The sequence below is a fragment of the Streptomyces mangrovisoli genome (assembly GCF_000974985.2).
Lineage (GTDB): Bacteria > Actinomycetota > Actinomycetes > Streptomycetales > Streptomycetaceae > Streptomyces > Streptomyces mangrovisoli.
This window is the reverse complement of sequence record NZ_LAVA02000039.1, coordinates 13276-39818: the sequence shown is the minus strand read 5'-3', so window position 1 is coordinate 39818 and position 26543 is coordinate 13276. Positions and strand designations below refer to the sequence as shown.

General features: G+C 72.8%; 23 protein-coding genes. 16 read left to right on the top strand and 7 right to left on the bottom strand.

What is annotated here, in order from left to right; genetic code table 11:
• Window positions 1-174 precede the first annotated feature (174 nt).
• Both WN71_RS18240 and WN71_RS18235 read left to right on the top strand, forming a co-directional pair.
• A complete protein-coding gene (locus WN71_RS18240) occupies window positions 175-3735 on the top strand; it encodes a choice-of-anchor D domain-containing protein (protein ID WP_107469680.1) in 3561 nt (1186 codons plus the stop codon).
• Between the two features lie 197 nt (window positions 3736-3932).
• Window positions 3933-4802: an SCP2 sterol-binding domain-containing protein gene (locus tag WN71_RS18235; RefSeq protein ID WP_046582834.1), complete on the top strand. Its 870-nt coding sequence runs from the start codon at window positions 3933-3935 to the stop codon at window positions 4800-4802.
• 14 nt (window positions 4803-4816) lie between these two features.
• Here WN71_RS18235 and WN71_RS18230 read toward each other — a convergent pair whose 3' ends face one another.
• The 3 genes from WN71_RS18230 to WN71_RS18220 all read right to left on the bottom strand — a co-directional run bounded on the left by WN71_RS18230 (window position 4817) and on the right by WN71_RS18220 (window position 7978).
• A complete protein-coding gene (locus WN71_RS18230) occupies window positions 4817-6025 on the bottom strand; it encodes a metallophosphoesterase (protein WP_046582836.1) in 1209 nt (402 codons plus the stop codon).
• A 257-nt stretch (window positions 6026-6282) separates the two neighbouring features.
• Entirely contained in the window at window positions 6283-6936 is a 654-nt protein-coding gene (locus tag WN71_RS18225; protein WP_046582837.1) for a lysophospholipid acyltransferase family protein, read from the bottom strand.
• Between the two features lie 136 nt (window positions 6937-7072).
• On the bottom strand, window positions 7073-7978 hold the full coding sequence (locus tag WN71_RS18220) for a dioxygenase family protein (RefSeq protein WP_046582839.1): 906 nt from the start codon (window positions 7976-7978) through the stop codon (window positions 7073-7075).
• A 131-nt stretch (window positions 7979-8109) separates the two neighbouring features.
• Here WN71_RS18220 and WN71_RS18215 point away from each other — a divergent pair, with 131 nt between their 5' ends.
• Together WN71_RS18215 and WN71_RS18210 are read left to right on the top strand one after the other, a co-directional pair.
• Window positions 8110-8697 carry a PadR family transcriptional regulator gene (locus WN71_RS18215; protein ID WP_046582841.1) on the top strand — a complete coding sequence of 196 codons (588 nt, stop codon included), beginning with the start codon at window positions 8110-8112 and terminating at the stop codon, window positions 8695-8697.
• A gap of 216 nt (window positions 8698-8913) precedes the next feature.
• On the top strand, window positions 8914-9615 hold the full coding sequence (locus WN71_RS18210) for an SDR family oxidoreductase (RefSeq protein ID WP_046582843.1): 702 nt from the start codon (window positions 8914-8916) through the stop codon (window positions 9613-9615).
• A gap of 23 nt (window positions 9616-9638) precedes the next feature.
• Here WN71_RS18210 and WN71_RS18205 read toward each other — a convergent pair whose 3' ends face one another.
• A complete protein-coding gene (locus tag WN71_RS18205) occupies window positions 9639-10466 on the bottom strand; it encodes an alpha/beta fold hydrolase (RefSeq protein ID WP_079177936.1) in 828 nt (275 codons plus the stop codon).
• A gap of 61 nt (window positions 10467-10527) precedes the next feature.
• Between WN71_RS18205 and WN71_RS18200 the strand changes: the two genes are divergently transcribed.
• Window positions 10528-10953: a MarR family winged helix-turn-helix transcriptional regulator gene (locus tag WN71_RS18200; RefSeq protein WP_046582845.1), complete on the top strand. Its 426-nt coding sequence runs from the start codon at window positions 10528-10530 to the stop codon at window positions 10951-10953.
• A gap of 97 nt (window positions 10954-11050) precedes the next feature.
• Here the strand turns inward: WN71_RS18200 and WN71_RS18195 are convergent, their stop codons facing one another.
• Together WN71_RS18195 and WN71_RS18190 are read right to left on the bottom strand one after the other, a co-directional pair.
• Window positions 11051-12349: a cytochrome P450 gene (locus WN71_RS18195; RefSeq protein WP_046582847.1), complete on the bottom strand. Its 1299-nt coding sequence runs from the start codon at window positions 12347-12349 to the stop codon at window positions 11051-11053.
• Between the two features lie 17 nt (window positions 12350-12366).
• Entirely contained in the window at window positions 12367-13722 is a 1356-nt protein-coding gene (locus WN71_RS18190) for a glutamine synthetase family protein (RefSeq protein ID WP_046582848.1), read from the bottom strand.
• A gap of 427 nt (window positions 13723-14149) precedes the next feature.
• Here WN71_RS18190 and WN71_RS18185 point away from each other — a divergent pair, with 427 nt between their 5' ends.
• The 10 genes from WN71_RS18185 to WN71_RS18140 all read left to right on the top strand — a co-directional run bounded on the left by WN71_RS18185 (window position 14150) and on the right by WN71_RS18140 (window position 24765).
• Window positions 14150-14338: a ferredoxin gene (locus WN71_RS18185; protein ID WP_046582850.1), complete on the top strand. Its 189-nt coding sequence runs from the start codon at window positions 14150-14152 to the stop codon at window positions 14336-14338.
• Window positions 14339-14342: 4 nt separating this feature from the next.
• Window positions 14343-15650 (top strand): NAD(P)/FAD-dependent oxidoreductase, encoded by a 1308-nt coding sequence (locus WN71_RS18180; RefSeq protein ID WP_079177935.1) that lies wholly within the window; start codon window positions 14343-14345, stop codon window positions 15648-15650.
• Window positions 15647-16459, top strand: coding sequence for an acetoacetate decarboxylase family protein (locus WN71_RS18175; protein WP_046582853.1), 813 nt, complete (start codon window positions 15647-15649; stop codon window positions 16457-16459). The genes WN71_RS18180 and WN71_RS18175 overlap by 4 nt, the downstream gene beginning before the upstream one ends.
• 131 nt (window positions 16460-16590) lie before the next feature.
• Window positions 16591-18051, top strand: coding sequence for an aldehyde dehydrogenase (locus WN71_RS18170; protein WP_046582854.1), 1461 nt, complete (start codon window positions 16591-16593; stop codon window positions 18049-18051).
• A complete protein-coding gene (locus tag WN71_RS18165) occupies window positions 18044-19003 on the top strand; it encodes a 3,4-dihydroxyphenylacetate 2,3-dioxygenase (RefSeq protein WP_046582855.1) in 960 nt (319 codons plus the stop codon). The genes WN71_RS18170 and WN71_RS18165 overlap by 8 nt, the downstream gene beginning before the upstream one ends.
• Window positions 19004-19015: 12 nt before the next feature.
• Window positions 19016-19861, top strand: a complete 846-nt coding sequence (locus WN71_RS18160; RefSeq protein ID WP_046582856.1) for a fumarylacetoacetate hydrolase family protein — start codon at window positions 19016-19018, stop codon at window positions 19859-19861.
• A 28-nt stretch (window positions 19862-19889) separates the two neighbouring features.
• Window positions 19890-20510: a TetR/AcrR family transcriptional regulator gene (locus WN71_RS18155; RefSeq protein WP_046582858.1), complete on the top strand. Its 621-nt coding sequence runs from the start codon at window positions 19890-19892 to the stop codon at window positions 20508-20510.
• A 552-nt stretch (window positions 20511-21062) separates the two neighbouring features.
• Window positions 21063-22520 (top strand): APC family permease, encoded by a 1458-nt coding sequence (locus tag WN71_RS18150; protein ID WP_046582860.1) that lies wholly within the window; start codon window positions 21063-21065, stop codon window positions 22518-22520.
• 56 nt (window positions 22521-22576) lie between these two features.
• Window positions 22577-24067, top strand: a complete 1491-nt coding sequence (locus WN71_RS18145; RefSeq protein ID WP_046582863.1) for an aldehyde dehydrogenase — start codon at window positions 22577-22579, stop codon at window positions 24065-24067.
• Complete coding sequence (locus WN71_RS18140; protein WP_071369859.1) at window positions 24064-24765, top strand: gamma-glutamyl-gamma-aminobutyrate hydrolase family protein; 702 nt, start codon at window positions 24064-24066, stop codon at window positions 24763-24765. Before WN71_RS18145 ends, WN71_RS18140 begins: the two co-directional genes overlap by 4 nt.
• 112 nt (window positions 24766-24877) lie before the next feature.
• On the opposite strand, the gene WN71_RS18135 is transcribed toward WN71_RS18140, so the two are convergent.
• Window positions 24878-25450: a MarR family winged helix-turn-helix transcriptional regulator gene (locus WN71_RS18135; protein WP_046582867.1), complete on the bottom strand. Its 573-nt coding sequence runs from the start codon at window positions 25448-25450 to the stop codon at window positions 24878-24880.
• 166 nt (window positions 25451-25616) lie between these two features.
• On the opposite strand from WN71_RS18135, the gene WN71_RS18130 reads away from it, so the two are divergent.
• Window positions 25617-26414: a hypothetical protein gene (locus tag WN71_RS18130; RefSeq protein WP_079177943.1), complete on the top strand. Its 798-nt coding sequence runs from the start codon at window positions 25617-25619 to the stop codon at window positions 26412-26414.
• Window positions 26415-26543: the final 129 nt, after the last annotated feature.

Sequence of the window (26543 nt, the reverse complement as noted above, 5' to 3'; positions counted from 1 at the left end):
TTGCAATGCTCTGTCTAGTTCTTGCGCGTTCTTGTTGCCGATATTACGGTCCCCCTCGCGTCATCAACACCCCCTGGGTTCCCCCTGCCTCCCGTCGCCCCCTGTGCCACGCCCCTCGCTCTCCGGCGGTGTCAGCGGAACATCCGCGGCAAGTCCTGATGAAAGGTGTGGAAAGTGCTCCCCTCCCCACGAGATCTGAGACGGGCCCTCGTCTGGGCGGTCACCACCGCGATGGTGGCCGCCGTCGGCATCGTCGCGCTGGCCGTCCAGCCCGCCTGGGCGGCGGCCGCCGCCACCGGCGGCAGCGGTGCGAGCCTGCCGTACGTCGAGGTCCAGGCGGAGAACTCCGCCACCAACGGCACCACCATCGGCCCGAGTTACACCCAGGGTCAGCTCGCCGACGAGGCGTCGTACCGCAAGGCGACGACCCTCCAGGGCACCGGCCAGTACGTCACCTTCACCACGCCGGTGGCGACCAACTCGATCAACTTCCGCTACAGCATCCCCGACACCTCGGGCGGCTCGGTCTACACGGCCGCGCTGTCGCTGTACATCAACGGCGTCAAGCAGCCCGACTTCACCCTGACCAACGCCTACAGCTGGTACTACGGCAGCTACCCGTTCACCAACTCGCCGGGCAGCAACCCGCACCACTTCTACGACGAGGCCCACCGCCTGTTCACCACCACCTATCCGGCGGGCACGACCTTCAAGCTCCAGGTCGACTCGGGCGACAACGCCTCCTCGTACACGATCGACTTCGCCGACTTCGAACAGGTCGGCGCCGCCCTGACCGCACCCTCCGGGTCCGTGTCGGTCACCAGCAAGGGCGCCGACTCGACCGGCGCGGCCGACGCGACCAGCGCGTTCAACGCGGCGATCAGCGCGGCAGGGCCCGGTGGCACCGTGTGGATCCCGCCGGGCACCTACAACATCCCCGGCCACATCAGCGTCAACAACGTCACCATCGCCGGCGCCGGCATGTGGTACTCGACCGTCACCGGCACGGCCCCCGGCTTCTACGGCAACTCCGCGCCCTCGGCCAGCACCGGGGTGCATCTGCAGAACTTCGCGATCTTCGGTGACGTGCAGGAGCGCAACGACAGCGCCCAGGTCAACGGCATCGGCGGCGCGATGAGCAACTCCACCGTCTCCAGCCTGTGGATCGACCACATGAAGGTCGGCGCCTGGATGGACGGCCCGATGGACGGGCTGACGTTCAGCGGCATGCGCATCCGCGACACCACCGCCGACGGCATCAACTTCCACGGCGCGGTGACCAATTCGAAGGTGACCAACAGCGACATCCGCAACACCGGCGACGACGGCATCGCCACCTGGGCGGACTCCGGCATCGGCGCCGACGCCAACGACACCATCTCCAACAACACCGTGTCCCTGCAGATCCTCGCCAACGGCATCGCGATCTACGGCGGTCACGACAACACCGTCAGCGGCAACCGGGTGGTCGACTCCGGCATCGCCCAGGGCGGCGGCATCCACGTGGGGCAGCGGTTCTCCTCGACGCCGGTCGGCACCACCACCATCTCCGGCAACACCATGGTCCGGGACGGCAGCCTCGACCCCAACTGGCAGTTCGGGGTGGGCGCGTTGTGGTTCGACGGCAGCCAGGGCGCGATCACCGGGCCGATCAACGTGACCAACGCGCTGATCCAGCAGAGTCCGTACGAGGCGATCCAGTGGGTCGAGGGCACCATCAGCGGCGTCAACCTCGACACCGTGACCATCGCCGGCACCGGGACCTTCGCCCTCCAGGAACAGACCGGCGGCGCTGCGAAGTTCACCAACGTCACGGCCACCGGCGTCGGTTACTCCTCCCCGGTCTACAGCTGCTCGTCCGGGAGCTTCACGGTGACCGACGGCGGCGGCAACTCCGGGATCAGCGGCACGCCGTACTGCGGAGGGTGGCCGTCCCCGGTCTACCCGCCGTACCCGTCCGAAGGCGTGACGGCCACCCCGGGCGCCCTCAGCTTCGGTTCGGTCCCGACCGGTTCGACCAGCGACGCGCAGACCGTGACGGTCTCCAACCCGACCAGCTCCGCCGCGTCCGTCTCCTCGATCTCGGCGAGCGGCGACTACTCCCAGACCAACACCTGCGGCTCGTCGATAGCGGCGAACGGCTCCTGCACCGTGAGCGTGAAGTTCGCGCCGACGGCGACCGGCAGCCGTACCGGGACGCTGACCGTCAACGCGGGCGGGGTCACCAACACCGTCACCCTCTCCGGAACCGGCACCGCGCCCGGCCCGGTGCTGAACACCGACCCGGCGAGCCTGTCCTTCGCCGCCACGGTGGTCGGCTCCTCGGCCGACACGCAGACGGTGAAGGTGACCAACTCGGGCACCTCGTCGGCGACCGTCTCGGGCGTCACGGCCACCGGTGACTTCAGCCAGACCAACACCTGCTCCACCCTCGCCGTCGGCGCCTCCTGCACGGTGACCGTCGGGTTCAAGCCCACCACCGGCGGCTCGCGCACCGGCAACCTGACCGTCACCAGCAACGCCAACAACAGCCCCACCGTCGTCACCCTGGCGGGCAGCGGCATCGACAGCACGACGAACATCGCCGCCGGACGGCCGGCGACGGCGAGTTCGAGCAACAGCCCCTACGTCGCCTCGAACCTCACCGACACGGACGCCTCGACCTACTGGGAGAGCACGAACGGCTCGTTCCCGCAGTGGGCCCAGGTCGACCTCGGCCAGAACTACAGCGTCGGCAAGGTCGTGCTCAAGCTCCCGCCCGCCACGTCCTGGTCGGCCCGCACCCAGACCCTGTCGGTCCAGGGGTCCACGGACGGTTCCACCTTCTCCACGATCAAGGCATCGGCCGGGTACACGTTCGACCCGAACGCCAACGGCAACACGGCGACCATCACCTTCAGCGCCGCCACGGCGCGCTACGTCCGGGTGAACATCACCGCCAACACGGGCTGGAACGCGGCCCAGTTGTCGGACTTCGAGGTGTTCCCCAGCACCGGCGGCTCCTCGCAGGCGACCCTGTCGGCCGACCCGGCGTCGCTGGCCTACGCCACCCAGGCGCTCAACACCGCCAGCGGCGCGAAGACGGTCACGGTCACCAACACCGGGACCGCCGCCGCGACCGTCTCCGGCGTCACCGTCACGGGCGACTTCGCGCAGACCAACACCTGCGGGACGTCGATCGCGGCGAACGCCTCCTGCACGGTGGCCGTCACGTTCACCCCCACCGCGTCCGGCACCCGCACCGGCACGCTCAGCGTCGCCAGCAACGCGTCGAACGGCACGACCACGGTCGCGCTGACCGGCACCGGAGCGGGCACGGCGAGCAAGAACCTGGCGGCCGGCGCGGCCACCACCGAGTCCAGCCACACCGACGTCTACCCGTCGACCAACGTCACGGACGGCAACCAGGGCACCTACTGGGAGAGCGCCAACAACGCCTTCCCGCAGTGGGTCCAGGTCGACCTCGGATCCGCACAGAGCGCGAGCCGCGTCGTCCTCCAGCTCCCCGCGAGCTGGGGCGCCCGCAACCAGACGCTGTCCCTGTCGGGCAGCACCGACGGCTCCAGCTTCAGCACCGTCAAGTCGTCGGCCACGTACACCTTCGACCCCACCACCAACAACACGGTGACCCTGACGTTCACCGCGACCACCCAGCGGTACTTCCGGCTGAACATCACCGCGAACAACGGCTGGCCGGCCGGCCAGCTCTCCGAGTTCCAGGTCTGGAACACCTGACCCGCCCCCCACGGTGCCGCCGGACGCACTCGCGCCCGGCGGCACCACCCTGCGGAAGGCGATGCGATGCGATGGGATGCGATGCGAGGCCAGGCCGCCCGACCTCCGCTTGCCCCAACCCTTGCCCCGGACCCGCGGGTCTGGTTCTGTACCCCGCTACAGGTGCGTGATCACGAAGACGCGAGGAGACCGGCGGCGTGGAGCGGGGAACAGGGACGAGCGGCGGGGACTCCCTGCCGGAAGGGCTCGGCGGGGCGATACGCGAGACCGCCGACGCCATCGCCGCGCTCCTGGACGGCGCGACGGACACGACCGCCCCCGTACCGGGGCTGGAGTGGACCGTCGGCGAGACGGCGGCCCACCTGGCACTGGCCAACGGCCTGATGGCCGATCTCGCGGCCGGCCGGGAACGCCCCTACGGCGACGGCACGCCGCAGGGCATCGCGGCGGCCAACGCGCGCAGCCTCGCCGAGTTCACCGAGCGCGGGGCGGGGCCGCTGGCCGCGATGCTCGTGGAGCAGACCGACACGTTCCTGGCCGCCGTGGACCGGGCCGCGGCGGACGCGGCCGCGGCGGACGGGCCGGCCGTGGACGGTCCGGCGACTGACGGGGCCGCGAGGCGGACGCTCGTGACCCCGCTCGGCCCCATGGACCAGGACGTACTCGCCGCGTACCTGCTGACCCACATGCTGGGCCACGGTTACGACCTCGCCCGCGGGCTGCGCCGGCCGCACATGATCGACGAGCGGCGGGTCGGGCTGTGCCTGCCGTTCCTGAAGACCGCGATGCCGCGCATCGCGGTCGCCTCCACGCTGACGGCCCGGTACACCCTGCGCATCCGGGGCGGCGCGGCCTTCGGCGTCACCTTCACCGACGGCGCGGTCGAGGTGCTGCCCGGCCCGCCGGAGCGTTCGGACTGCACCATCCTGACCGAGCCGGTCGCCTTCCTGCTCATCGCGCTGGGACGCCTCGGCCCGTGGCAGGCCATGGGACGCGGGGCCGTGCTCGCCTGGGGCCGCAAGCCCTGGCTCGCCCTCCGCTTCCCCCTCCAGTTCGAAGCGCCCTGACCGAAACGCGGCGGTCAGGCGGTGCCGCTGCGAAGCACCAGCAGGGTGATCTCACTCGGGGCGAAGACCCGGAACGGCGGGCCCCAGAAGCCGGTGCCGCGGCTCGTGTAGAGCAGGGTGCGGGTGCCGTGGCGGCTGAGGCCGGCCAGGGCGGGCTGGTCGATACGGACCAGGTGGTGGAAGGGCCAGATCTGGCCGCCGTGCGTGTGGCCGGAGAGCTGGAGGTCGACTCCGGCGGCCGCAGCCCGGTCGATGAACTTGGGCTGGTGGGCCAGGAGCAGGACCGGCAGGTCGGGGTCGGCTCCGGTCAGGGCTCCGTCGAGATGGGCGCCGTGCCCCGCCAGGCCGGAGGACTCGGCGGTGACGTCGTCCACGCCGGCGACCACGAGGGTGTCGCCGCCGCGTTCGAGCAGCAGATGGCGGTTGCGCAGCGGCTCCCAGCCCAGCTCGTCCATCAGGTCGACCCAGCCCTGGGCCGCGCTGTAGTACTCGTGGTTGCCGGTGACGTACACCCGGGCATGGGTCGCGCGCACGGTGCCGAGCGGCTCGGCCTGGGCGCGGCGGCGTTCGGCCGTGCCGTCCGCGATGTCGCCGGTGTGGCAGACCAGGTCGGCCTCCAGGGCGTTCACCGTCTCGCACACCCGGGCCGACCAGCGGGCGCGGTCGAGCGGGCCGTAGTGGGTGTCGGTGATGAGGACCACGCGGGTGCCGTCCAGCCCGGCACCCAGGCGCGGGAGCGGCACGTCGAGGGTGCGCACGCGGGGTACGCGGCGGGCCTCGGCGTAGCCCCAGGCGAGCAGTACGGCGGTCACGCCGAGGACGGCCCAGGTGACGATCCGGGCCCGGTCCTGGCCGTCGCCGACACCGGCCACGGTCAGGGCGAGCCGCAGCAGGACGCCGAGCAGCACGGACCAGGTGAACAGGATCCAGCTGCCGCCCAGCAGGCTGTCGCCGACGATCGCCGCGCGGTCCTGCTGGCGACGGCCGTGACCGCGCATCATCGCGAGCGGCATGGCGACGAGGCCGAGGACGAACAGCGCGGTGCCGGCCGCAGTGACGGGCAGCGGCCAGTGCTGGCCGGCGTACAGGAGCACTCCGCACGGCACGGCCCACAGCAGGACGGGGGCGATCAGCGGGATGTAGCGCATCAGGCGGTGCAGGCGGCTCGGCCGCGGTGCGGGTGCGTCGCCGTCGGCGGTTCGGGTGTTGCTGGTCTCGGTCACGCGTTCCCTCGCTCACCAGGCTGCCGTTCCGCGCACTGTATCCGGTCGGCCTCGGCCCGGTCGGACCGGTGTTCACGGGTGCGGGTGCGTTGTGGCCGGTCGCGCAGTTCCCCGCGCCCCTGGCGGGGGCTGGGCGCAGCTTTCCAGGGGCGCGGGGAACTGCGCGATCAGCCCCTACGCACCCGCAGGTGTCGGACGGCGCTTCAGGCGGAGCCTCTACGCACCCGCAGGTGTCGGACGGCGCTTCAGGCGGAGCCCTACGCCGCCGGTTCGCAGAGCCGCGCCGCCGCCGTGCGCCACGCGTCCGTCACCGCGCCGTGGGCGACCTCCGTCCAGGCCACACCCTCCGACGCCACCCGCAGCGGAGCGCCCACGTGCACGTGCAGCGCCGGCCGCCGCACCGGTGCCGTCAGCACCCCCGTGAGCTGTTTGGCCAGGCTTCCCGAGGCGACCCGCCGGGCCCCGGCCTGCCCCACCGGCACCACCGCCGCCCCCGTGCGCTGGACCAGCCGCGACAGGCCGCTGCGGAAGGCACCGGGTGCCGCCTCGGCGGCGTCCCTGCGGCGCGGGAGACCACCCTCCGCGTAGATCAGGACGAGACGCCCGCGCTCCAGCGCCCGGACCGCGTCGTCGAGCGCCTCCGCCGCGCGTCGGTCGCCCCGCCGGACGGGGATGTGCCCTTCACGCACCAGCGCGCGCCCGAGCAGCGGGATCCGCCACAGCCCGGCCGCCGCCATGACGACCGGCTCCACGCCGAGCCGGCGCAGGGCGGCGACCACGACGGCGGGGTCCGCCAGCGAGGTGTGGTTCGCGGCGATGACGCTGCCCGGCGCGAGGACGGCCCGCGGATCGGTGGTCACCGACAGCCGGCCCACGGCAGGGACCAGCAGGTCGGCGAGGCGGCTGAGCATGTTCGGTCTCCCGGTCCCGGCGAACTTGGATCTCCAGGATCCGTTGCCGGGACCTTCCGGGCCTGAGTACCCGCACTCAGCCCGCGCGGGCCCGGTACTCAGCCGGAACGGCCGCCGCACGCAGCCCCGCCACGCGTCAGCGCGGGTCGCCGACCGCCGGGGCGAGCACGACGTCGAAGCGGACCTTCGACCAACTGCCGTCCAGGCGGCGGCCGTCCGGCCCCGGTGTGCCGGCCGGCTGCCGGACGAACTCCTTCACCAGGGAGTCCTGTACGCCGAACACCGCGTCGGAGCCCAGCAGTTCGTCGCCGTCGACGAAGATGTGGGTGACCAGGGTGCGGCACTCCGGGTGGCCCACCCTGAAGTGCAGATGCGACGCGCGCATCGGGGAGCGCCCCGTCGCGGCCAGCAGCCGCCCCACCGGCCCGTCGTGCGGGATCGGGTACGGCACCGGGGTGAGCCCCCAGAACGCGTACCGGCCCCGCGCGTCGGTGCGCAGCCGGCCGCGGGCCGCGACGCGCCCGTCGGCGTACTGCACGTCGTAACGGCCGTCCGCGTCGGCCTCCCAGACCTCGACCAGGGCTCCGGCGAGCGGGACGCCCGCGGTGTCAGTGACGGTGCCCTCCACCCAGCAGGGTTCGCCCGGCGCGCCCCCCGAGACGTCCCCGCCGAAGGGCACCTCGGGGGAGTCCGCCAGGAAGAACGGCCCGACGACGGTCGCCTCGGTGGCTGCCCCGCACCCCGTGTCGTTGACCGCGATCGTCTGCATCGAGGCGCCGAGGACGTCCGAGAGCATGACGAACTCCCGCCGCCGGTCGTCGGTGATGTGCCCGCACGCGGTCAGGAAACCGATCGCCGCGGCCCACTCCTCCTCGGTCAGCCGCACCTCGCGGACATAGGCGTGCAGATGGCGGACCAGGCCCGTCATCAGCTCCGCCAGCCGGGGGTCCGGGCAGCCGCCGAAGGACCGTACGACCTGCTCGGTCAGCCTCTCCTCGCGGGCCTGCTGCTCGGTGGGCGGGGCGGCGGGGGACAGGGTCATGGGGGCGGTGGCCTTCCTTCGGTGACGGCGTGCGGGACACCACCTTGGACCAGGCGACCGCCGCGCACCCCGTGACAGCTCCGTCGTCCGGGCCGCGTATCCACTGATCAACCCGGTGTTAGGTTGACCGCATGGCGCTGCGCAACGCGGTGATGGCCGCACTGCTGGAGGGTGAGGCATCCGGGTACGACCTGGCGAAGGGGTTCGCCGCGTCCGTCGCCAACTTCTGGATGGCCACACCCCAGCAGATCTACCGCGAGCTGGAGCGCATGGCGGCCGAGGGCCTGGTCGCCGCGCGCGTCGTCGAGCAGGAACGGCGCCCGAACAAAAGGCTGTTCGCCCTCACCGACGCCGGACGCGAGGCCGTGCGCGCCTACACCGCCGAGCCCGCCAGCAAGCCGATGGCCATCCGCGACGAGCTGATGGTCAAGGTCCAGTGCGTCGACGTCGGCGACCTGGACGCGGTGCGGGCCGGGGTGACGGAGCGCGTGGAGCGGGCCGCGGCCAAGCTCGCCCGGTTCGAGCGGGCGCGGGAGCGGCTGCTGGCCGGGCGGACGGAGGAGGAGTTCCTCGCGGCCGCCGACCGGGTCGGCCCCTATCTCACCCTCCAGGGCGGTCTGGCCCTGGAGCGGGCCAACGTCGAGTGGGGCACGCGCGTGCTGCGCATTCTGGAGACCCGCGCCGAGGCCCTCGGCCCCGCGTCGGCCGCCCGCGCCTGACCGCGGCCCGATACCCCGCCCCGGCGGCCGTTTTCCGACCCCGCTGGTTTGATTTTCAAAGCTGAATCCCCAGGTGGGTCCCCGCTTCCCCGTGATCGCGACTCCTTCGCGGCTCCTCCGTTGCTCCTCCGCGGCTTGCGCGCGGAAACCGATCGGTTTACGTTGGGTCGCGACGGCAGGAAACCGATCGGTTTCACAGCTCTTCCGGAGGAAGCCATGACCACGCTCAAGAACTCCGTCGTCCTCGTCACCGGCGGCAGCCGGGGCATAGGAAAGGCCCTGGTGGAGGAGGCCTTCGCGCGAGGCGCCGGCAAGGTCTACGCCACCGCCCGCGACCCGCGTTCCGTCGTGCACCCCGACGCGGTCCCGCTCGCGCTGGAGGTCACCGACCCCGCCTCCGTGGCGGCCGTCGCCGAGGCCGCGCGGGACGTCACCGTGCTGATCAACAACGCGGGCGTCGCGACCGGCGCGGACTACCTAGCCTCCCCGATCGAGGACGTCCGCCGCGACCTGGAGGTCAACTTCTTCGGCCCCCTGCTGCTCACCCGGGCCTTCGTGCCGGTGATCGAGCGCAACGGCGGCGGTCACATCCTCAACGTCCACTCGGCGCTGTCCTGGTTCGCCGACGGCACCCCCTACAGCGCCTCCAAGGCGGCGCTGTGGTCGCAGTCCAACTCCCTGCGCCTGCACCTGCGTCCGCGCGGCATCGAGGTCACCGGTCTGCATGTCGGGTACGTGGACACCGACATGGCCGCCGCCGTCGACGCGCCCAAGAGCGACCCGCGCGACATCGCCGCGGCCGCCCTCGACGGCGTCGAGTCCGGCGCGTACGAGGTCCTCGCCGACGACGTCTCGCGCCAGGTCAAGTCCGCGCTCGCGGGGGACCTCGCGGACCTGTACCAGCAGCTCAAGCGGTAGGTAGCCGCCGAGCGGCCGCCCGCTCAGTCCGCGGAGGTCCCCGGGCGGCCGCCCGCCGTCTCCTTCGCGTGCCGGTCGACCAGCGCGAGGACCGCCTCCGGCCGTTCCACGTGCGGCAGATGGCCCGCCTCCCGTACGACCTCCAGGCGGCCGTCGCCGAACGAGGCGGCGTACGCGGCGCCGTAGGCCGGAGTGACGATGCGGTCGCTCTCGCCCCACACGAGCAGGGCGGGGGTGCGGACCCGGCCGAGGCGGCGCCGCAGCTTCGGGTCGTGCATGTACGGGTCCTCGGCGAGGATCCGCATCGTGGCCATGTTGGCGCCGCGGCGGGCGAGTTCGGCGGGCGGCAGGGTCGCGGGGTCGACGTGGAAGCGCTCGGGGTCGTGCCAGGAGTGCTCGGCGACCCCGCGGGCGTCGAGCGCGAAGAAGTCCGGGATCGGCGCCTCGCGCACGTCGATGCCGACGGCGTCGATCAGGACCAGCCCGCTGAGGATGCCCGCGGTGTCCCGTACGGCCATCTCGGCCGCGATCCAGCCGCCGAGGGAGGAGCCGACGACCAGTACGTCGTCCAGACCCCGGTCGGCGAGGAGGCGCAGGTAGGCGAGGGCGAGGTCGTCGACCCCGGTCAGCCAGTCCGGGCGGGGCGTGCCGTCCCAGCCGGGGTGCACGGGGGTGAGGGTGTGCGCGGCCCGGGAGAGGTGCTCGGCGAGTCCCGCGACGGTGGCGGGGCCTCCGCCGCCGTGCAGGACGAGCACCGGGCGGCCGGCGCCTGCCTCGCGGACGGTGAGCGGCAGGTCGGGGTGCGGCCGCGTGGTGTGCTCGGGCGCGGTGGGTTCAGGTGTCGTCGTCATGCCGACAGCCTAACTAAAGATGCTTATTTAAGCTAGCTTAGTCGTCGGGTAGACTCCCCTCATGCACGATGACCTGCAACGTCTCGGCCGGGCGGTCAAGCAGACCCAGTACCGCCAGCACCGGGCGCTGGACAGCGCCCTCGCGTCGGCGGGCACCACGCTCGCCCAGTGGGACGCGCTGCGCGCGATCAGCCGTACACCGGGCGCGTCCGCGCGGGAGCTGGCGGCCGCGACCTTCCAGAGCGAGCAGGCGTTCGGCACGCTCGTCGGGCGGCTGGCCGCGCAGGACCTGGTCGAGCGCCGGCCGGGGCACGGCCGGCGCATCGAACATCACCTCACCCCTGCGGGGGAGCGGGTCCTGGCCGCGGGGCACGCGGTCGCCGGGGAGGTGCTGGCGGAGTGCTTCGCCCCGCTGACCGGCGACGACCGCGCCGCCCTGCTCGTCCTGCTGGACCGGCTCAACTCCCAGGCGGACCCGCGTCCTTGAGGATCGCCCTCCCGGGCGGACCCGCGTCCTTGAGGATCGCCCCCCGGGCGGAGCCGCGGCCCTGAAGAGTCGGCCGCGGCCCTGAAGAGTCGGCCGATCAGACCGTCGTCACCTCGACCGGCAGCTTCTTGATGCCGTTGACGAAGTTCGAGCGGACCCGCGGGATGTCGCCGGCCAGCCGGATGTCCGCGATGCGCGGGATGAGCTCCTCGAACATGATGCGGATCTCGGTGCGGGCGAGCAGGTTGCCCAGGCACAGGTGCGGGCTGCCCTTGCCGAAGGTGACGTGGTCGTTGTTCTGCCGGGCCACGTCGAACTCGTAGGGGTCGCCGAAGACCTCCTCGTCGCGGTTGCCGGAGGCGTACCACATGACGACCTTGTCGCCTTCCTTGATCCGCTTGCCGCCGAGCTCGACGTCACGGGTGGCGGTGCGGCGGAAGTGGTAGACGGGGGAGGCCCAGCGCAGGAACTCCTCGACGGCCGTGGGGATGAGCGAGGGGTCGTCCTTGAGGCGGGCGAGCTGCTCGGGGTGCTGGAGCAGGGCCAGCATCGAGTGGGAGATGGTGTGCCGGGTGGTCTCGTTGCCCGCGACCACCAGCAGCAGGAAGAAGTTGTCGAAGTCCTGCCCGGACAGCGGGACTCCGTCGCGCGGGGTCTGGTTGACCAGGCGGGAGACCAGGTCGGTGCCGTCGCCACCGCGCCGCTGGCGGGCCAGTTCCCGTCCGTAGTCGAAGACTTCGAGGGAGGCGGGGGAGCGGAACGGCAGGTCGCGGTACTTCTCGCTCTCGGCGCTGTGCAGCAGCACGTCGGCGTAGTCCGGGTCGGTGTTGCCGATGATCCGGTTGCCCCAGTCGATGAGCTGCTGGTTGTCCTCCGGCGGCACGTCGAGCAGGCGGGCCAGCACGTTGATCGGGAAGTCGGCGGAGACCTCCTTCACGAAGTCGAACGAGCCCTTGGCGAGCGCCGCGTCGAGGGTCTGCGCGGTCAGGCCGCGCAGGAAGTCGGTGTAGCCGTTGATCACGGTCGCGCCGAACTGGCGCTGGATCAGGCTGCGCAGGGCGCGGTGGCGGACGCCGTCGAGCTCCAGGATGGAGGCGCGCTTCTTGATCTGGTCGTCGTCGACCTCTTCCAGGTTGACGAACCGGGTGGAGGTGAAGGTCTCCGCGTCGCGGTCGACCCGGGCGATGTCGGCGTGCCGGGTCACCGACCAGAAGCCGGAGTTGGGCTCCTCCTCGGGCTGCCAGTGGACGGGGTCCTCGTGGCGCAGGGTGTGGAACATGCGGTACGGCGTGACGCCGTCCGTGAAGTTGTCGAGGTCGGCGAGGTTCACGTCCCCCAGCGGAAGCGGTTCCTGGACCGCCTCGCGGACGGAGGGCAGCTGGGCGTGCGTGGTCATGATGGATCTCCCGGTCGTCACAGGTGGTAGCCGTACTCGGTGAACTCCCAGTCGGTGACGTGCCGTTGGAAGCGTTCTACTTCGTCCCGCTTGTAGCTGAGGAAGGCGGTGGCGAAGTCCTTGCCGAGGAGGTCGGTCAGGGCGGTGTCCGCCTCGAACGCGTCGAGGGCGGCGGGCAGGGAGGTCGGCAGCAGGGCCGACCTGCTCGGGTCGTAGCCGTAGCCCTCCAGCGGGGCGGGCGGCTCCTCGCCGGCCTGGACGCCCAGCAGGGCGGCGGCGACGGTTCCGGCGATCAGCAGGTAGGGGTTGGCGCTGGCGTCGCCCAGGCGCAGCTCCAGGCGGGCGCCCGCGCCGCGCTCCGGCGGGATGCGGACCATCGCGCTGCGGTTGTCCAGGCCCCAGTCGATCAGCCAGGGCGCGAGGGTGTCGGGCCCGAACCGCTTGTAGGAGTTGACGGTCGGGTTGGCCAGCGCGGCCAGGGCCGGGGCGTGCGCGAGGACGCCGGCCACCGCGTGCCGGGCGGTGGCGGACAGGCCGTAGGGCGCCGCCGGGTCGGCGAAGACGTTGCGCCCGTCCAGGTCCGCGCAGGACAGGTGGAGATGGAAGCCGGAGCCGCCCGCGTCGTTGAACGGCTTGGCCATGAAGGTGGCCAGGCGGCCCTCCTTGCGGGCCAGTTCCTTGACCGCCGACTTGAAGCGGAAGGCGCGGTCCGCCGCGTCGAGCGCGTCGGAGTGGGTCAGGTTGATCTCGAACTGGCCGCCGTCGAACTCGTGGTTGCCGTTGGTGACACCGATGCCGAGGCCCCGCAACTGCCTCAGGGTGCGCAGCAGATGGTTGTCCGGGTCGGCGCGCAGGCCGGCCGTGTACACGGCGCCCGGCGTCCCGCTGTAGCGGCGCCAGCCGCGCGGGGTCTCGGCGTCCGGCTCGCACAGGAAGTACTCCAGCTCCGGACCGACGACCGGGCTCAGGCCGTGCTCGGCGCACCGGTCGAGCACGGTGCGCAGCAGGGCGCGCGGCGACTCGGGGGTGGGCTGCCCGGTCGCCGGGTCGGTGGCGTCGGCTAGGCAGGTGGCCACGCCGGGCTCCCAGGGGAGCGGGGCGAGGGTGGACAGGTCGGGGCGCACGCTGACGTCGGGCAGTCCCGCGTCCAGGCCGCCGGAGACCGGGACCACGTCGCCCTGCGGGGTGGTGTGGTAGACGGCGCGGCAGAAGGCCAGGCCGTGGTCGCAGGCCGCGGGCAGGTGGTCCACCAGGACGTCGCGGGCCCGCTCGGTGCCGATGAGGTCGGGGTAGGTCACCCGTACGACGTCGATGCCCTCGGCGCTGAGCCGGTCCAGGTGACGGCGGTCGGGCGGGGAGTCGGATGCGCTCACCGGGATCTCCTCGGGGGATGTCGGGACGCCTCCCGCGGGCCCTGGATTCGGGCGCCGGGGGAGCAGGCGATCGGGGCGGTGTCGTACCGCCGCAAGGAGCTCGCAGAGGGCTCGCGGAGGACTCACGGAGAGGTCGCGGGGAGTCTGCGAGGAGCTTGCGCGGGGCGGGAACCGCCTTGAGGTTTGAGCCCAAACGGTAGGCAGCGCGCCACCTCCCCGCAAGAGTCCGGCCGCAAAAATTTATCCATCCGGATAGCTATTGACCAGGGTCCGGTCGCTTCATATGTTGTTTGACGCCAAACGAGTAGGGGGTTCGCATCGGACCCCTTTGGCGGGCGGGGCCCGGCCGTAGCCGGTTCGGGCCCCTCCTTTTCCCCATTTTCCGCCTTTCCCCGCCCCCACGCCCTCAGCAAGAGGAGGACCGGCCATGAAGGTCGTCGTCGACATGAACAAGTGCCAGGACCACGGCCAGTGCGTCTTCGCCTCCCCCGACGTCTTCAGCTTCGACGACGCCGGCCGGCTGGCCTACGTCGCCGAGCCCGACGACGCCCTGCGCGACGAGGTCGAGGAAGCCGCGGACGTCTGCCCGCTCCAGGCCATCCGGATCGAGGGCTGACGCCATGAGCGCCACTGTCGTCGTGGCCGGTGCCTCGATGGCCGGCCTGCGCGCCGCCGAGCAGCTGCGCGCCGCCGGCTGGGACGGGCCGGTCACCGTGATCGGGGACGAGCCCCACATGCCGTACAACCGGCCCCCGCTGTCGAAGGAGGTCCTCGCGGGCAAGGCGCCCTTCGAGTCCCTCGCCTTCCGGCCCCGCGCCAGCGTCCGCGACGTCGAGTGGCGCCTCGGCACCAGGATCGTCGCCGCCGACCTCGACGCCCGCCACGTCGAACTCGCCGACGGCGAGCGCCTGCCCTACGCCGGCCTCGTCGTCGCCACCGGGATGCGCCCGCGCCGGCTGCGCTGCCCCGGCCCGCTCACCGGCCGGCACACCGTGCGCACCCTCGCCGACGCCCAGGGCCTGCACGCCGACCTCAGCCGGCCCGGCGCCCGCGTCGTCGTGGTCGGCGGGGGCTTCATCGGCTGCGAGGTCGCCGCCACCGCCCTCGGCCTCGGCGCCGCCGAGGTCACCGTCGTCGACCCCATGCCGCTGCCCATGGTCGGCCCGCTCGGCGAGCTGCTCGCCCGCGCCCTGCTGCGCCGGCACGAGGAGCGCGGCGTGCGCTTCGCCCTCGGCACCGGCGTGACCGCCTTCGAGGGCGGCGACCGGGTCACCGGCGTGGTCCTCTCCGACGGCCGGGTGCTGCCCGCCGACGTCGTCGTGGAATCGGTCGGCTCCCTCGCCAACACCGAGTGGCTGGACGGCAACGGCCTCGACCTCACCGACGGCGTCCTCACCGACGAGCACCTGCGCGCCGGCGGCCGCCCCGATGTGGTCGCGGTCGGCGACGTCGCCCGCTTCCCCAACGCCCGCTACGACGGCGTGCCCCGCCGGGTCGAGCACTGGTCCATCCCCACGGACACCGCCAAGCACGCCGCCGTCACCCTGACCGCCCACCTGAACGGCACCGGCGGCACCGGGCGCGAGCCCTTCGCCCCGCTGCCCACCTTCTGGAGCGACCAGCACGACTTCCGCCTCCAGTCCTTCGGCGCCCCCGCGCTCGGCCTCGACGACGTGCGCGTCCTGCACGGCGACGAGGACGGCGACCTGCTCGTCGGCTACCACACCGACGGCCTGCTGGTCGGCGTCATCGCGCTGGGCGGCCAGTCCGCCGTCATGGGCGCCGCCCGCTACCGCGCCCAGCTGCTCAAGCAGCCCGCCCTGTCGGCCGCGCCCGCCCTGTCGGCCGCGCCCGCCCTGTCGGCCGCGCCCGACGTGGCCGCCGTGCCCGCACTGCCCGTCCTGACCGGCCAAGGAGCCCCCGAGTGAGCACCCTCCGCGGATACTTCCACCCCAAGACGGCGAGCGGCGCCTCGTCGCTGATCCCCAGCCCGCCGTGGCACTACTCCGGCGACCTGCTCACCGTCGAGTACCGCACCGACCCCGCCCGCGTGCGCGAACTCCTCCCCGAGCCGCTGGAACTGGCCGACGAGGACCCCGGCGCGGTCGCGCTGATCTGGGCCGACTGGCAGTCCTGCGCCGCCGCCGGCGACGAACTGCTCGACCCGGTGCGCTCCCAGTACAAGGAGGCCTTCGCGGTCGTCCGCTGCTCCTACCGCGGGCAGACGTACTCCCGCTGCGTGTACATCTGGGTCGACAAGGACTTCGCCATCGCCCGCGGCCTGCACCAGGGCTACCCGAAGAAGCTCGGCTCGATCCACCAGACCCGCCCGCACCCCTACGGGCCCGCCCCGCGGATCGAGGCCGGGGCGCGCTTCGGCGCGACCCTCGCCGCCGCCGACCGGCGACTCGCCCAGGCCGTCGTCACCCTGCGGGAACCGTCCGACACCAACGGGTTCGTCAACTCCCACCCCATGGCCCACCACCGCTGGCTGCCCTCCGTCGAGAAGGGCAAGGGGCTCGCCCTCGACGAGCTCGTCGAGACCGGCGCCGCGTCCTTCGAGGCCGGGCCCGCGTGGGTCGGCGACGCGGAGCTGGAGCTGTTCGAGGCGCCCACCGAGGAGCTGGCCCGGCTGGAGATCCGCGAGCCGATCGCGGCGTACTACCGGCAGGTCGGGGTCGTCTGGGACGGCGGCCGGCTGCTGGAGTCCGGAACGTCGGGGGCGCTCGCCGAGTGACACCGGCCCGCCCCGCTCGATGCCGGCTCTCGGCCGCGCGTCTCGTCGTGGCCGGTCGCGCAGTTCCCCGCGCCCCTGACGGGCGCCTCCCCGAGGGGGTTGCACAGCCTCCGCTTCCTTCTGGAGATTCCATGACCCACAAGACCCTCGTCGCCGGAGTCGCCGTCGACACCCGGCACTGGATCGGCGGTGAACGCGTCGCCTCCGCCGACACGTTCACCGACGTCTCGCCCGTCGACGGCACCGAACTCGCCGAGATCGCCCGCGGCGGACCGGCCGAGGCCGCCGCCGCCGTCGCCGCCGCCAAGGCCGCGTTCCCCGGCTGGGCCGCCACCCCCCGCGCCGAGCGCGCCCGCGTCCTGCACGCGATCGCCGACGGCGTCGAGAAGCGTCTCGAGGACCTGGCGATCGTCGAGACCACCGACAACGGCGCCCTGCTGCGCTCCCACCGCCGCGGTGTGATGCCCCGCGTCGCCCACAACTTCCGCTTCTTCGCGGACTGGCTGCTCACCCTGGAGCACGAGGACTTCGAGACCCGCGGCCACACCAACCACGTCACCTGGGACCCGGCCGGCCCCTGCGTGCTCATCACCCCGTGGAACGCGCCGCTGATGCTCGCCACCTGGAAGGTCGCCCCCGCGCTCGCCGCGGGCGACACCGTGGTGCTCAAGCCCGCCGAGTGGTCCCCGCTCACCGCCTCCCTCCTCGCCGACATCGCCGCCGAGGCCGGACTGCCCGCCGGCGTCCTCAACGTCGTCCAGGGCCTCGGCGCCGAGATCGGCGACGCCCTCACCTCGCACCCCGACGTGCGCCGCATCAGCTTCACCGGCTCGGTGCCGACCGCCAGGCGGATCACCGCCTCGGCCGCCGACAACCTCACCCCCGTCAGCCTCGAACTCGGCGGCAAGTCACCCCTGTTGGTCTTCGCCGACGCCGACCTCGACCTCGCGGTCGACCTCGCGGTGGAGCAGTACGACAACGCCGGCCAGGTCTGCCTCGCCGCGACCAGGCTGCTCGTCGAGGAGACGGTCGCCGAGGAGTTCACCCGGCGCTTCGTCGACAAGGCGGCCCGGCTCACCCAGGGCGACCCGCGCGACGAGGCCACCGACATCGGCCCGAACATCCACGAACGCCAGCTGGAGAAGATCGACGGCTTCGTGCAGCGCGCCGTCGCCGCGGGCGCCCGCGCCGTCACCGGCGGCTTCCGCCTGGACGGCCAGTACTACGCGCCGACCCTGCTCACCGACGTCGCCCAGGACTCCGAGATCGTGCAGGAGGAGGTCTTCGGACCCGTCCTCACCCTCCAGACCTTCACCGACGAGGACGAGGCCGTCCGCCTCGCCAACGACACCCGCTTCGGCCTCGCCGCCACCCTCGCCACCGGCGACCGGGCGCGCGCCGACCGCGTCACCGAGCGGCTCGTCGCCGGGACCGTCTGGGTCAACTGCTTCTTCGTACGCGACCTCAAGGCGCCGTTCGGCGGCTCCCGCCACTCCGGCGTCGGCCGCGAGGGCGGCACCTGGAGCTTCGACTTCTACTGCGACCTGAAGAACACCGTCACCGCACCGAAGGGCTGGAAGGACCATGGGTGAGATCGTCGGGGCGGGCCTGCTGGCCCATGTCCCCACCATCGTGCTGCCGCGCGAGACCCGCCTGGAGCTGAACGAGGGCAAGGAGATCACCCTCGTCACCGGCCTGGAGCAGCTGCGCGCGGACGTCTTCGACCGCGACGACTACGACACCGTCGTCGTCCTCGACTCGCACTGGGCGACCACCGTCGAGTTCGTCGCCACGGCGCAAGCCCGCCGGGCGGGCCTGTTCACCTCCGAGGAACTCCCGCGCGGCATGTGCAGAATGCCGTACGACTTCCCCGGCGACCCCGAACTCGCCCACAACATCGCCTCGTTCGCCGACAAGCACGGCACCTGGATCACCGCGATCGACGACGAGTACCTGCCGATCTACTACGCCACCATCAACCTGTGGAAGTTCCTCGGCGAGGGACTGCCCGACAAGCGGTGGGTGACCATCGGCGTGTGCCAGACCGGCGACGCCGAGGACCATCTGCGTCTCGGCCGCGCGCTCGCCGACGGCATCGCCGCCACCCCCGGCCGCCGCGTGCTGCTGATCGCCTCCGGCGCCCTGTCGCACACCTTCTGGCCGCTGCGCGAACTGCGCGACCACGAGTCCAGCGACCCCGCGCACCTCCGCACCCCCGAGGCTCGCGAGGCCGACCTCGAACGCATCGAATGGTTCAAGGAAGGCCACCACGACAAGGTCCTCGACACCATGGACGCGTTCTCGAAGTTCCGCCCCGAGGCGAAGTTCTTCCACTACCTGATGATGGCCGGCGCCCTCGGCGAGCGGAACTGCGTCGCCCGCGCCCGCCAGTACGGCGAATACGAGAACTCGATCGGCACCGGCCAGGTCCACCTCTGGTTCGACCGCCCGGCCGACGGCTGGACCGGCAGCGGCCTGCCCGCCACGCCCGCCCAGAGCGCCCCGCAGACCTCGCGCGCCCCGCGCACCCCCCACAGCCGCTAGGAGCCTTCGACCATGCCCGAGTACCGCCGCATCCTCCTCGACGGCGCCGCCGTCCAGGTCACCGTCGACGGGGACGAGCTCGTCGCCGCGGACGGCCGCCGCGTCAAGACCGAGGACGCCCAGCACCTGCCCCCGGTCGTCCCCTCCAAGGTCATCGCCGTCCACCTCAACCACCGCAGCCGCGTGGACGAGTTCGGGATCACCCTGCCGGACACCCCGACCTACTTCCACAAGCCGACCTCCGCCCTCAACTCCCACAAGGGCGCGATCGTGCGCCCCGAGGGCTGCAAGTGGCTCAACTACGAGGGCGAGGTCGCCATCGTCATCGGGCGCACCGCCCGCAACATCTCACCCGAGGAGGCGGGCGACCACATCGCCGGCTACACGGTCGCCAACGACTACGGCCTGCACGACTTCCGCGACACCGACGCCGGCTCCATGCTCCGCGTCAAGGGCTCCGACACCCTCTGCCCCCTCGGCCCCGGCCTGGTCACCGACTGGGACTTCCACGGCAAGAGCCTGCGGACGTACGTCAACGGCGAGGTCGTCCAGGACGGCACCACCGACGAGATGCAGTGGGACATGCACTACCTCGTCGCCGACATCGCCCGCACCATCACGCTCTACCCCGGTGACGTGCTCCTGTCGGGCACGCCGGCGAACTCGCGCCCGGTCAAGCCCGGCGACGTCGTCGAGGTGGAGGTCGAGGGTCTCGGCCGGCTCACCAACCACATCGTGACCGGCCCCACCGCGATCCGCACGGACGTCGGCGCCCAGCCCACCGAGTCGGAGGAGGTCCTGTCGACGGCGCTCGGCGGTGACTGGGAGTTCCGTGGCATCCGCCCGCCCAAGCGCTGAACTCGGCGCGGCGGGTAGGGTCGGCGCCATGACCGAGCCCGCCCCGCCCGAGCCCGCCGGTGAGCCCCGCCCGCGCAAGCGCGTGAAGAACTACGGCGCGGGCCGGGCCGCCCTGCTCGACGCGGCCGTACGCGTCGTCGCGCGGGGCGGGCTGCGCAGGCTCACCTACCGGGCCGTCGCGGAGGAGGCCGGGGTCACCCACGGCCTGGTCGTGCACCACTTCGGGTCCCGGGACGCGCTGATCGAGGAGGCGCTCGCGCACGCGGTGCGCTCCTCGCTCAGCAGCAGCGCGCTGGAGCCCGGCACGGGCAGCGTCCAGGACTTCTCCGCGGGCCTCGCCGACATGGTGGAGTCGGGGCCCGACCTCCAGGCGTTCCAGTACGAGCTGCTCCTGGAGGCGCGCCGGCGGCCGGAGCTGCTGCCGCAGATGCGGGGGCTGTACGAGGAGTACTTCGAGGCGACCCGGCGCGAGCTGTCCCAGATGCTGGAGCGGCCGGTGGACCGGGGGCTGTCGCGGCTCGTCTTCGCGGCGCTGGAGGGGCTGGTGCTGCACCAGCTCGTCTTCGGCGAGCGGGCCGTGACGGAGGAGGCTCTCGCGGAACTCCGCGTCCTGCTGGACCGCTTGGCCCAGCACCCGGACGAGAGCTGAGCCCCACCCCGCCTCGGGCCTTCTCACGCAGTCCCCACGCCCCTGAATCATCCGGGTCCGCTCCGGTTGCACCCGCGGCCCGGTGGGGGCTTGTCGCGCAGTTCCCCGCGCCCCTGGAGGGGGTGGGTCCGGTCCTGTGACACCTGCGGGCCGGTGGGGGCTGATCGCGCAGTTCCCCGCGCCCCTCAGGGCGCCCGGCCTTGGCCCACCCAGGGGCGCGGGGAACTGCGCGACAAGCCCCCACCCTCCCGCAGAGAACCACGGGGCGGGGGCGCCCCTTCCGGGGGCGCGGGGAACTGCGCGAAAGGGCCCCACCGAACCCACCCCCTCCAGGGGCGCGGGGAACTGCGCGAACGGCTCACTCCGGCCCGCAGGTGAGGCAAACGCGCACCCCCGCCGCCCGCCGCCAAGGCCCAGGTAACGGCCGCGTAAGGAATCCCGCCCGAAGGGGATTCCCCGCCCAGAACCCCTTGCCAAATGGATAGCCGCACACCACGATGAGGCAACTCGTTTGGCCTGAAACGACACTCCTCCTTCTGGCAGGTGATCCGAGTGGACAGTCAGACGGTCCCCACCGAACGGACCGCGCGGGACGCATCCACCGCAGCCGCACTCAAGCCCAACGCCCTAGGCGTCCTGGGCATCCTCTTCTTCGTCCTGTCCGCTCAGGCCCCGCTCACCGGGATCGCCGGGGCGGCCCCCATCTCGATCGCCATCGGCAACGGCGCCGGCACCCCCGCCGCCTACGTCCTGGCGGGCGCGATGATCCTGCTCTTCTCGGTCGGGTTCGTCGCCATGGGCCGCCACGTCGTCGACGCCGGCGCCTTCTACACCTACATCGGCACCGGCCTCGGCCGTACCTCCGGCGCCGGCAGCGCGGGCGTCGCGCTCTTCGCCTACTGCGGCATCCAGGCGGCGATGTACGGCCTCTACGGCGCCATCGTCTCCGGCCTGGTCTCCCAGCACACCGGACTGGACGCCCCCTGGTGGGTGTGGTCGCTGATCACCATGGCGATCGTGCAGGCGCTCGGCGCCCTCGGCATCGAGATGGGCGCCAAGGTCCTCGCGATCTTCGTGTCCGCCGAGTTCAGCATCCTGCTGGTGTTCGGCCTGGTCACGCTGTTCAAGGGCGGCGGCCCCGAGGGCCTCGCCCTCACCGACAGCTTCTCCCCGTCGGCCGCCCTCCAGGGCGCCCCGGGCGTGGCGATCATGTTCGCCGTCGCGTCCATGTTCGGCTTCGAGGCCACCGCGATCTACGGCGAGGAGGCCCGCGAGCCCAAGAAGACGGTCCCGCGCGCCACCTACCTCTCCGTGCTCGTGGTCACCGGCTTCTTCGCCCTCACGTCCTGGGCCCTGATCTCCGCGTACGGCCCCTCGCACGTCACCGGCGCGGCCGGCAAGGCGCTCGCCTCCGGCGACTCCTCCGGATTCGTCTTCGCCCCGATCTCCGAGCTGTTCGGCGGCTGGGCGGGCGACGTCCTGCCGGTCCTGCTGGCGACCTCCCTCTTCGCGGGCATCCTCACCTTCCACAACTCCGCCAACCGCTACCTCTTCTCACTCAGCCGCGACGGGCAGCTGCCCGCCGGTCTCAGCAAGCTCAACAAGCGGCACTCGCCGGGCACCGCCGGCATCGTGCAGACGGCCATCGCCCTGCTGCTCGTGGTGCCCTTCGCGATCACCGGCAAGGACCCCGTCCTGACCCTCTTCTCCTGGTTCAGCGGCGTCGCCGTCCTCGCGATGATGCTGCTCTACCTGCTCACGTCCGTCTCGGTGATCGTCTACTTCCGCCGTACCCGCCTCGACACCCGCCCGTGGAACACGCTGATCGCGCCCGTGCTCGGCGCCCTCGGCCTCGCGGGAGCCATCTGGCTGATCCTCGCCAACTTCACCACCCTCATCGGCGGTTCCACCGGCACGGCCGTCGCCCTCGTGGTCACCGTCCCCGTGGTGATGATCGCCGGCGTGGTCAACGAGCGGGTCAGAAGGTCGCGGGCCGCCGTGCGGACGTAGCCCCACCGCATTCCCGCATCCACCCCCCACCTCAGCAAAGGTCTGGAGAACGTCCCATGCCCGCTGTCACGCACGACGAATGGCTCCACCGGGCCAAGGCGCTCGACCTGCCTCGCGCACACCACATCGACGGTGCCGAGGAGGCCGGGTCGGGCGCTGTCTTCCCCGTGGTCTCGCCCCGCGACGGCCAGATCCTCACCGAGGTCGCCGACGGCGGCAGCGCCGAGGTCGACGCCGCGGTGGCCGCCGCTCGCCGTGCGTTCGACAGCGGGCCCTGGCCGCGCCTGGCACCCGCCGACCGCGGCCGGGTCCTCACCCGCATCGCCGACGTCCTGGAGGACCGGCGGGCCGACCTCGCGCTCACCGTGAGCCTGGAGATGGGCAAGCCCATCACCGACGCCCACGACATCGAACTGCGCGCGGTGATCAACACCTTCCGCTGGTACGGCCAGCTCGCCGACAAGCTCACCGACGAGTCCCCGCACACCGCGGCCGACGCGCTCGCCCTCGTCACCCGGGAACCGGCCGGCGTGGTCGGCGCCGTCGTCCCCTGGAACTTCCCGCTCACCCTCGCCGGCTGGAAGATCGCCCCCGCCCTCGCCGCGGGCTGCACGGTCGTCCTCAAGCCGTCCGAGAACTCCCCGCTCTCCGCGCTGCTGCTGGCCCGCGCCGCCACCGAGGCCGGACTGCCGCCCGGCGTCCTCAACGTCGTCTGCGGCGACGGACCGGTCACCGGACGCGCCCTCGGCCTCCACCCCGGCGTCGACGTCCTCGCGTTCACCGGCTCCACCGCCGTCGGCCGCCACTTCCTGCACTACGCGGCCGACTCCAACCTCAAGCGCGTCTGGCTCGAACTCGGCGGCAAGTCGCCCAACATCGTCCTGCCCGACGCCCCCGACCTCGACAAGGCGGCCGCCACCGCAGCCTGGGGCATCTTCTTCAACCAGGGCGAGATGTGCACCGCACCCTCGCGCCTCCTCGTCCACTCCTCCGTCGCCGAACGCGTCACCGAGGCGATCGTCGCCCGCGCCCGCGCGCTGCGCGTCGGCGACCCCCTCGACCCGGCCACCGAGATGGGCGCCCTGGTCGGCGAGGCCCACCTCGGCCGCGTCCTCGACCACGTCCGGCAGGCCGCCGACGACGGCGCCCGGCTGCGCACCGGCGGAACCCGCACCCTCACCGAGACCGGCGGCAGCTACCTCGAACCCACCGTGTTCGACCAGGTCGCCCCCCGCAGCCGCCTCGCCCGCGAGGAGGTCTTCGGCCCCGTCCTGTCGGTGCTGCCCTTCGACGACCTCGACGAGGCCGTCGCCCTCGCCAACGACACCGAGTACGGCCTCGCCGCGGGCCTGTGGACCTCCGACCTGTCCACCGCCCACCGCGTCTCCCGCGCCCTGAAGGCCGGCACCGTCTGGGTCAACTGCTACGAGGAGGGCGACCTGACCGTGCCCTTCGGCGGCATGAAGCAGTCCGGCAACGGCCGCGACAAGTCCGCGCACGCCCTGGAGAAGTACACCGAACTCAAGACCACCTGGATCCAGTTGTGAGCCGACCCCTCATCGCGATCCCCGCCCGGTTCGCCGCCACCACCTCTGCCCTGCGCTACGCGGCCGAGGTCAACGCCCGCGCCCTCGTCGAGGCGGTGTGGCGGGCCGGGGGCGAACCCGCCACCATCCACCCCGCCGAGAACGGCACGGCCGGCCGGCTCGCCCGCTTCGACGGCCTGCTGCTGCCCGGCGGCGGCGACCTGGCACCGCACCGCTACGGCGTCACCGACGCCCACGACAGCGTCTACGACGTCGACGACCTCCAGGACTCCTTCGACCTGGCGGCCGCCGAGTACGCCCTCGTCGCCGGGCTGCCGCTGCTCGCGATCTGCCGCGGCCTCCAGGTGGTCAACACCGCCCTCGGCGGCACCCTGCACCAGGACATGGGCGGCCCCGGCCGCGAGCACCGGCATGTACGGCACCCGGTCGCCCTGGCCGCGGGCTCGGTGCTGGCCCGCGCCACGGGCACCGACAAGGTCGAGGCGTCCTGCTACCACCACCAGCACGTGGACCGGCTCGGCGAAGGACTGACCGTCACCGCGCGCGCCGCCGACGGAACCGTGGAGGGCCTCGAACTCCCCGGCGGCGCGGGCTGGTTCGCGGCCGTGCAGTGGCACCCCGAGGACACCGCCGCCGAAGACCCCTCCCAGCAGCGGCTGTTCGAGGCGCTGGTGCAGGCGGCGGGCGCACCGCGCTGATTCGAAGCCTCCGTTCGCGGGCGGTCGTCGTACGCGAAAGGCCGTCGTACGCGGACGGTCGTGCCTGACCGGGTGGGCGCCCGCCGGCCCGCACCCGTGCGGGCCCGCCCGGTCAGCCCTTCGCGCGCCGTCCGCTGCGCCGCGGGGCGGGCTCCGCGCCGTTCAGCAGCTCACGGCGCCGGTCCTCGCCGCCCTGCTCGACCTGGAGCACCACACGGCGCAGCAGACCCGCCAGATCGCGGCACTCGTCATCGGTCAACTGCCCGGTCACGAAGGCCTCTTCCTCGTTGAACGCGGGGAAGACGCGGTTCATGAACGCCTCGCCCTCGGCGGTGAGCGCCAGCAACACCAGCCTGCCGTCGGTGGGGTGGCCCGTGCGCCGCAGCAGCCCCCGCGACTCCAGCGTGCGCGCCACCCCGGTCAGCGTGCCCTTGGAGATGCCCGCCTCCTCGGCCACGTGCCGGGTCTCCGTCTCGCCCCACACCCAGACCACCCACAGCACCACGAACGCGGTCCAGGTCAGATCGGACTCGCGCAGCACCGAGTTCTCCAGGTGCTGCCGCACCGCCGAGGCTGCCCGGTACATGTTGGCGACCGCCGCCATCTGCGCCCGGCGCACCGGGATCCCGCCGAGCTTGGCCTCCGCGAGCTTCTCCGCCTCCGTGATGGAACGCTGGCCGGGCACGGGCACTCCCTCGTCTCGCGGTCATTCGGGATCAAAGTGTACGGCGGCCCCGTCCGGCGGCCCGTCCGGTGAATGAACCCTGCCGCGAGCGCCCGCGTCTACCCTCCCGGACGGTGGGAACGGGACAAAGGGGGTGGGCCCACTGGGCGCGGTGGTGCTGCGATCCGTGACCGCACTCGGGCGGGCGCTGCGCGGCGAATGGCGGAACATCGTCGTGGAGCCGGTGCGGCAGCTCGCCCGCCGTGGCCTGTCGGGCCTGTTGCTGGCCTTCGTGGCCTGCCTCGGCGTGATCTTCTTCCACGCCCTCGCGCAGCACCCGGCGGGCGCGGTGGCCGTACGGCTGCTCGGCGGGGTCCGGGGCGACCTGCCGCTGTGGCTGGCCCTGCTGCGCACGCCGGTCTCGCTCTACGTCCCCGCGCTCGACCTGCCGGTGTGGGCGGGGCTGACCCAGCTGTTCCTGGCGTTCGCGCTGGCGGAGCTGACCCTGGGCCGGGCCCGCACCCTCGCCGTCGCCTACACCGCCACGCTGGCGGGCACGCTGTCCGTGCGTGTGATGCTCGCGCTCGGGCCGGGGTGGGGCGGCCTCGGCCTGCCGGCCGTGGCGGGTCGGGTGCTGGACACCGGGCCGTCGGCGGCGGTGGTCGGCCTGTTCACCTATCTCGCCGTCGTCCGACGGGCCCCGATCGTCTTCGTGCTGACCAGCGGGTCGATGGTGTGGGAGTCGATCGCGGTCCCGAACCTGGCGGGCCGCGAGCACCTGATCGCGGTGGCGACGGCGGTCGTGCTGGGGTTGTGGCGGGCGCTGGGGATGCGGGACCGGGTGCGCCGGGGCGCTTCGGGTCCCGCGGACCCGGGCGGTGCGCACGTCCTGGCGGACCGGGAGGCCGCCCCCGTGGCCCGCGGCCCTGGGGCGCCGCCCGGCCCCGCCGCCTCCCCGGCGGCCTGCGCGCCGGATCGGCGGTGACGCGGGGCCTCGCCTGCGTTTTTGTCTGCGGCCCGGTGGGGGTTGTTCGCGCAGTTCCCCGCGCCCCTTGAAGGAGTTGCGCCGCAAGCACCCCAGGGGCGCGGGGAACTGCGCGAATGCCCCCCACCG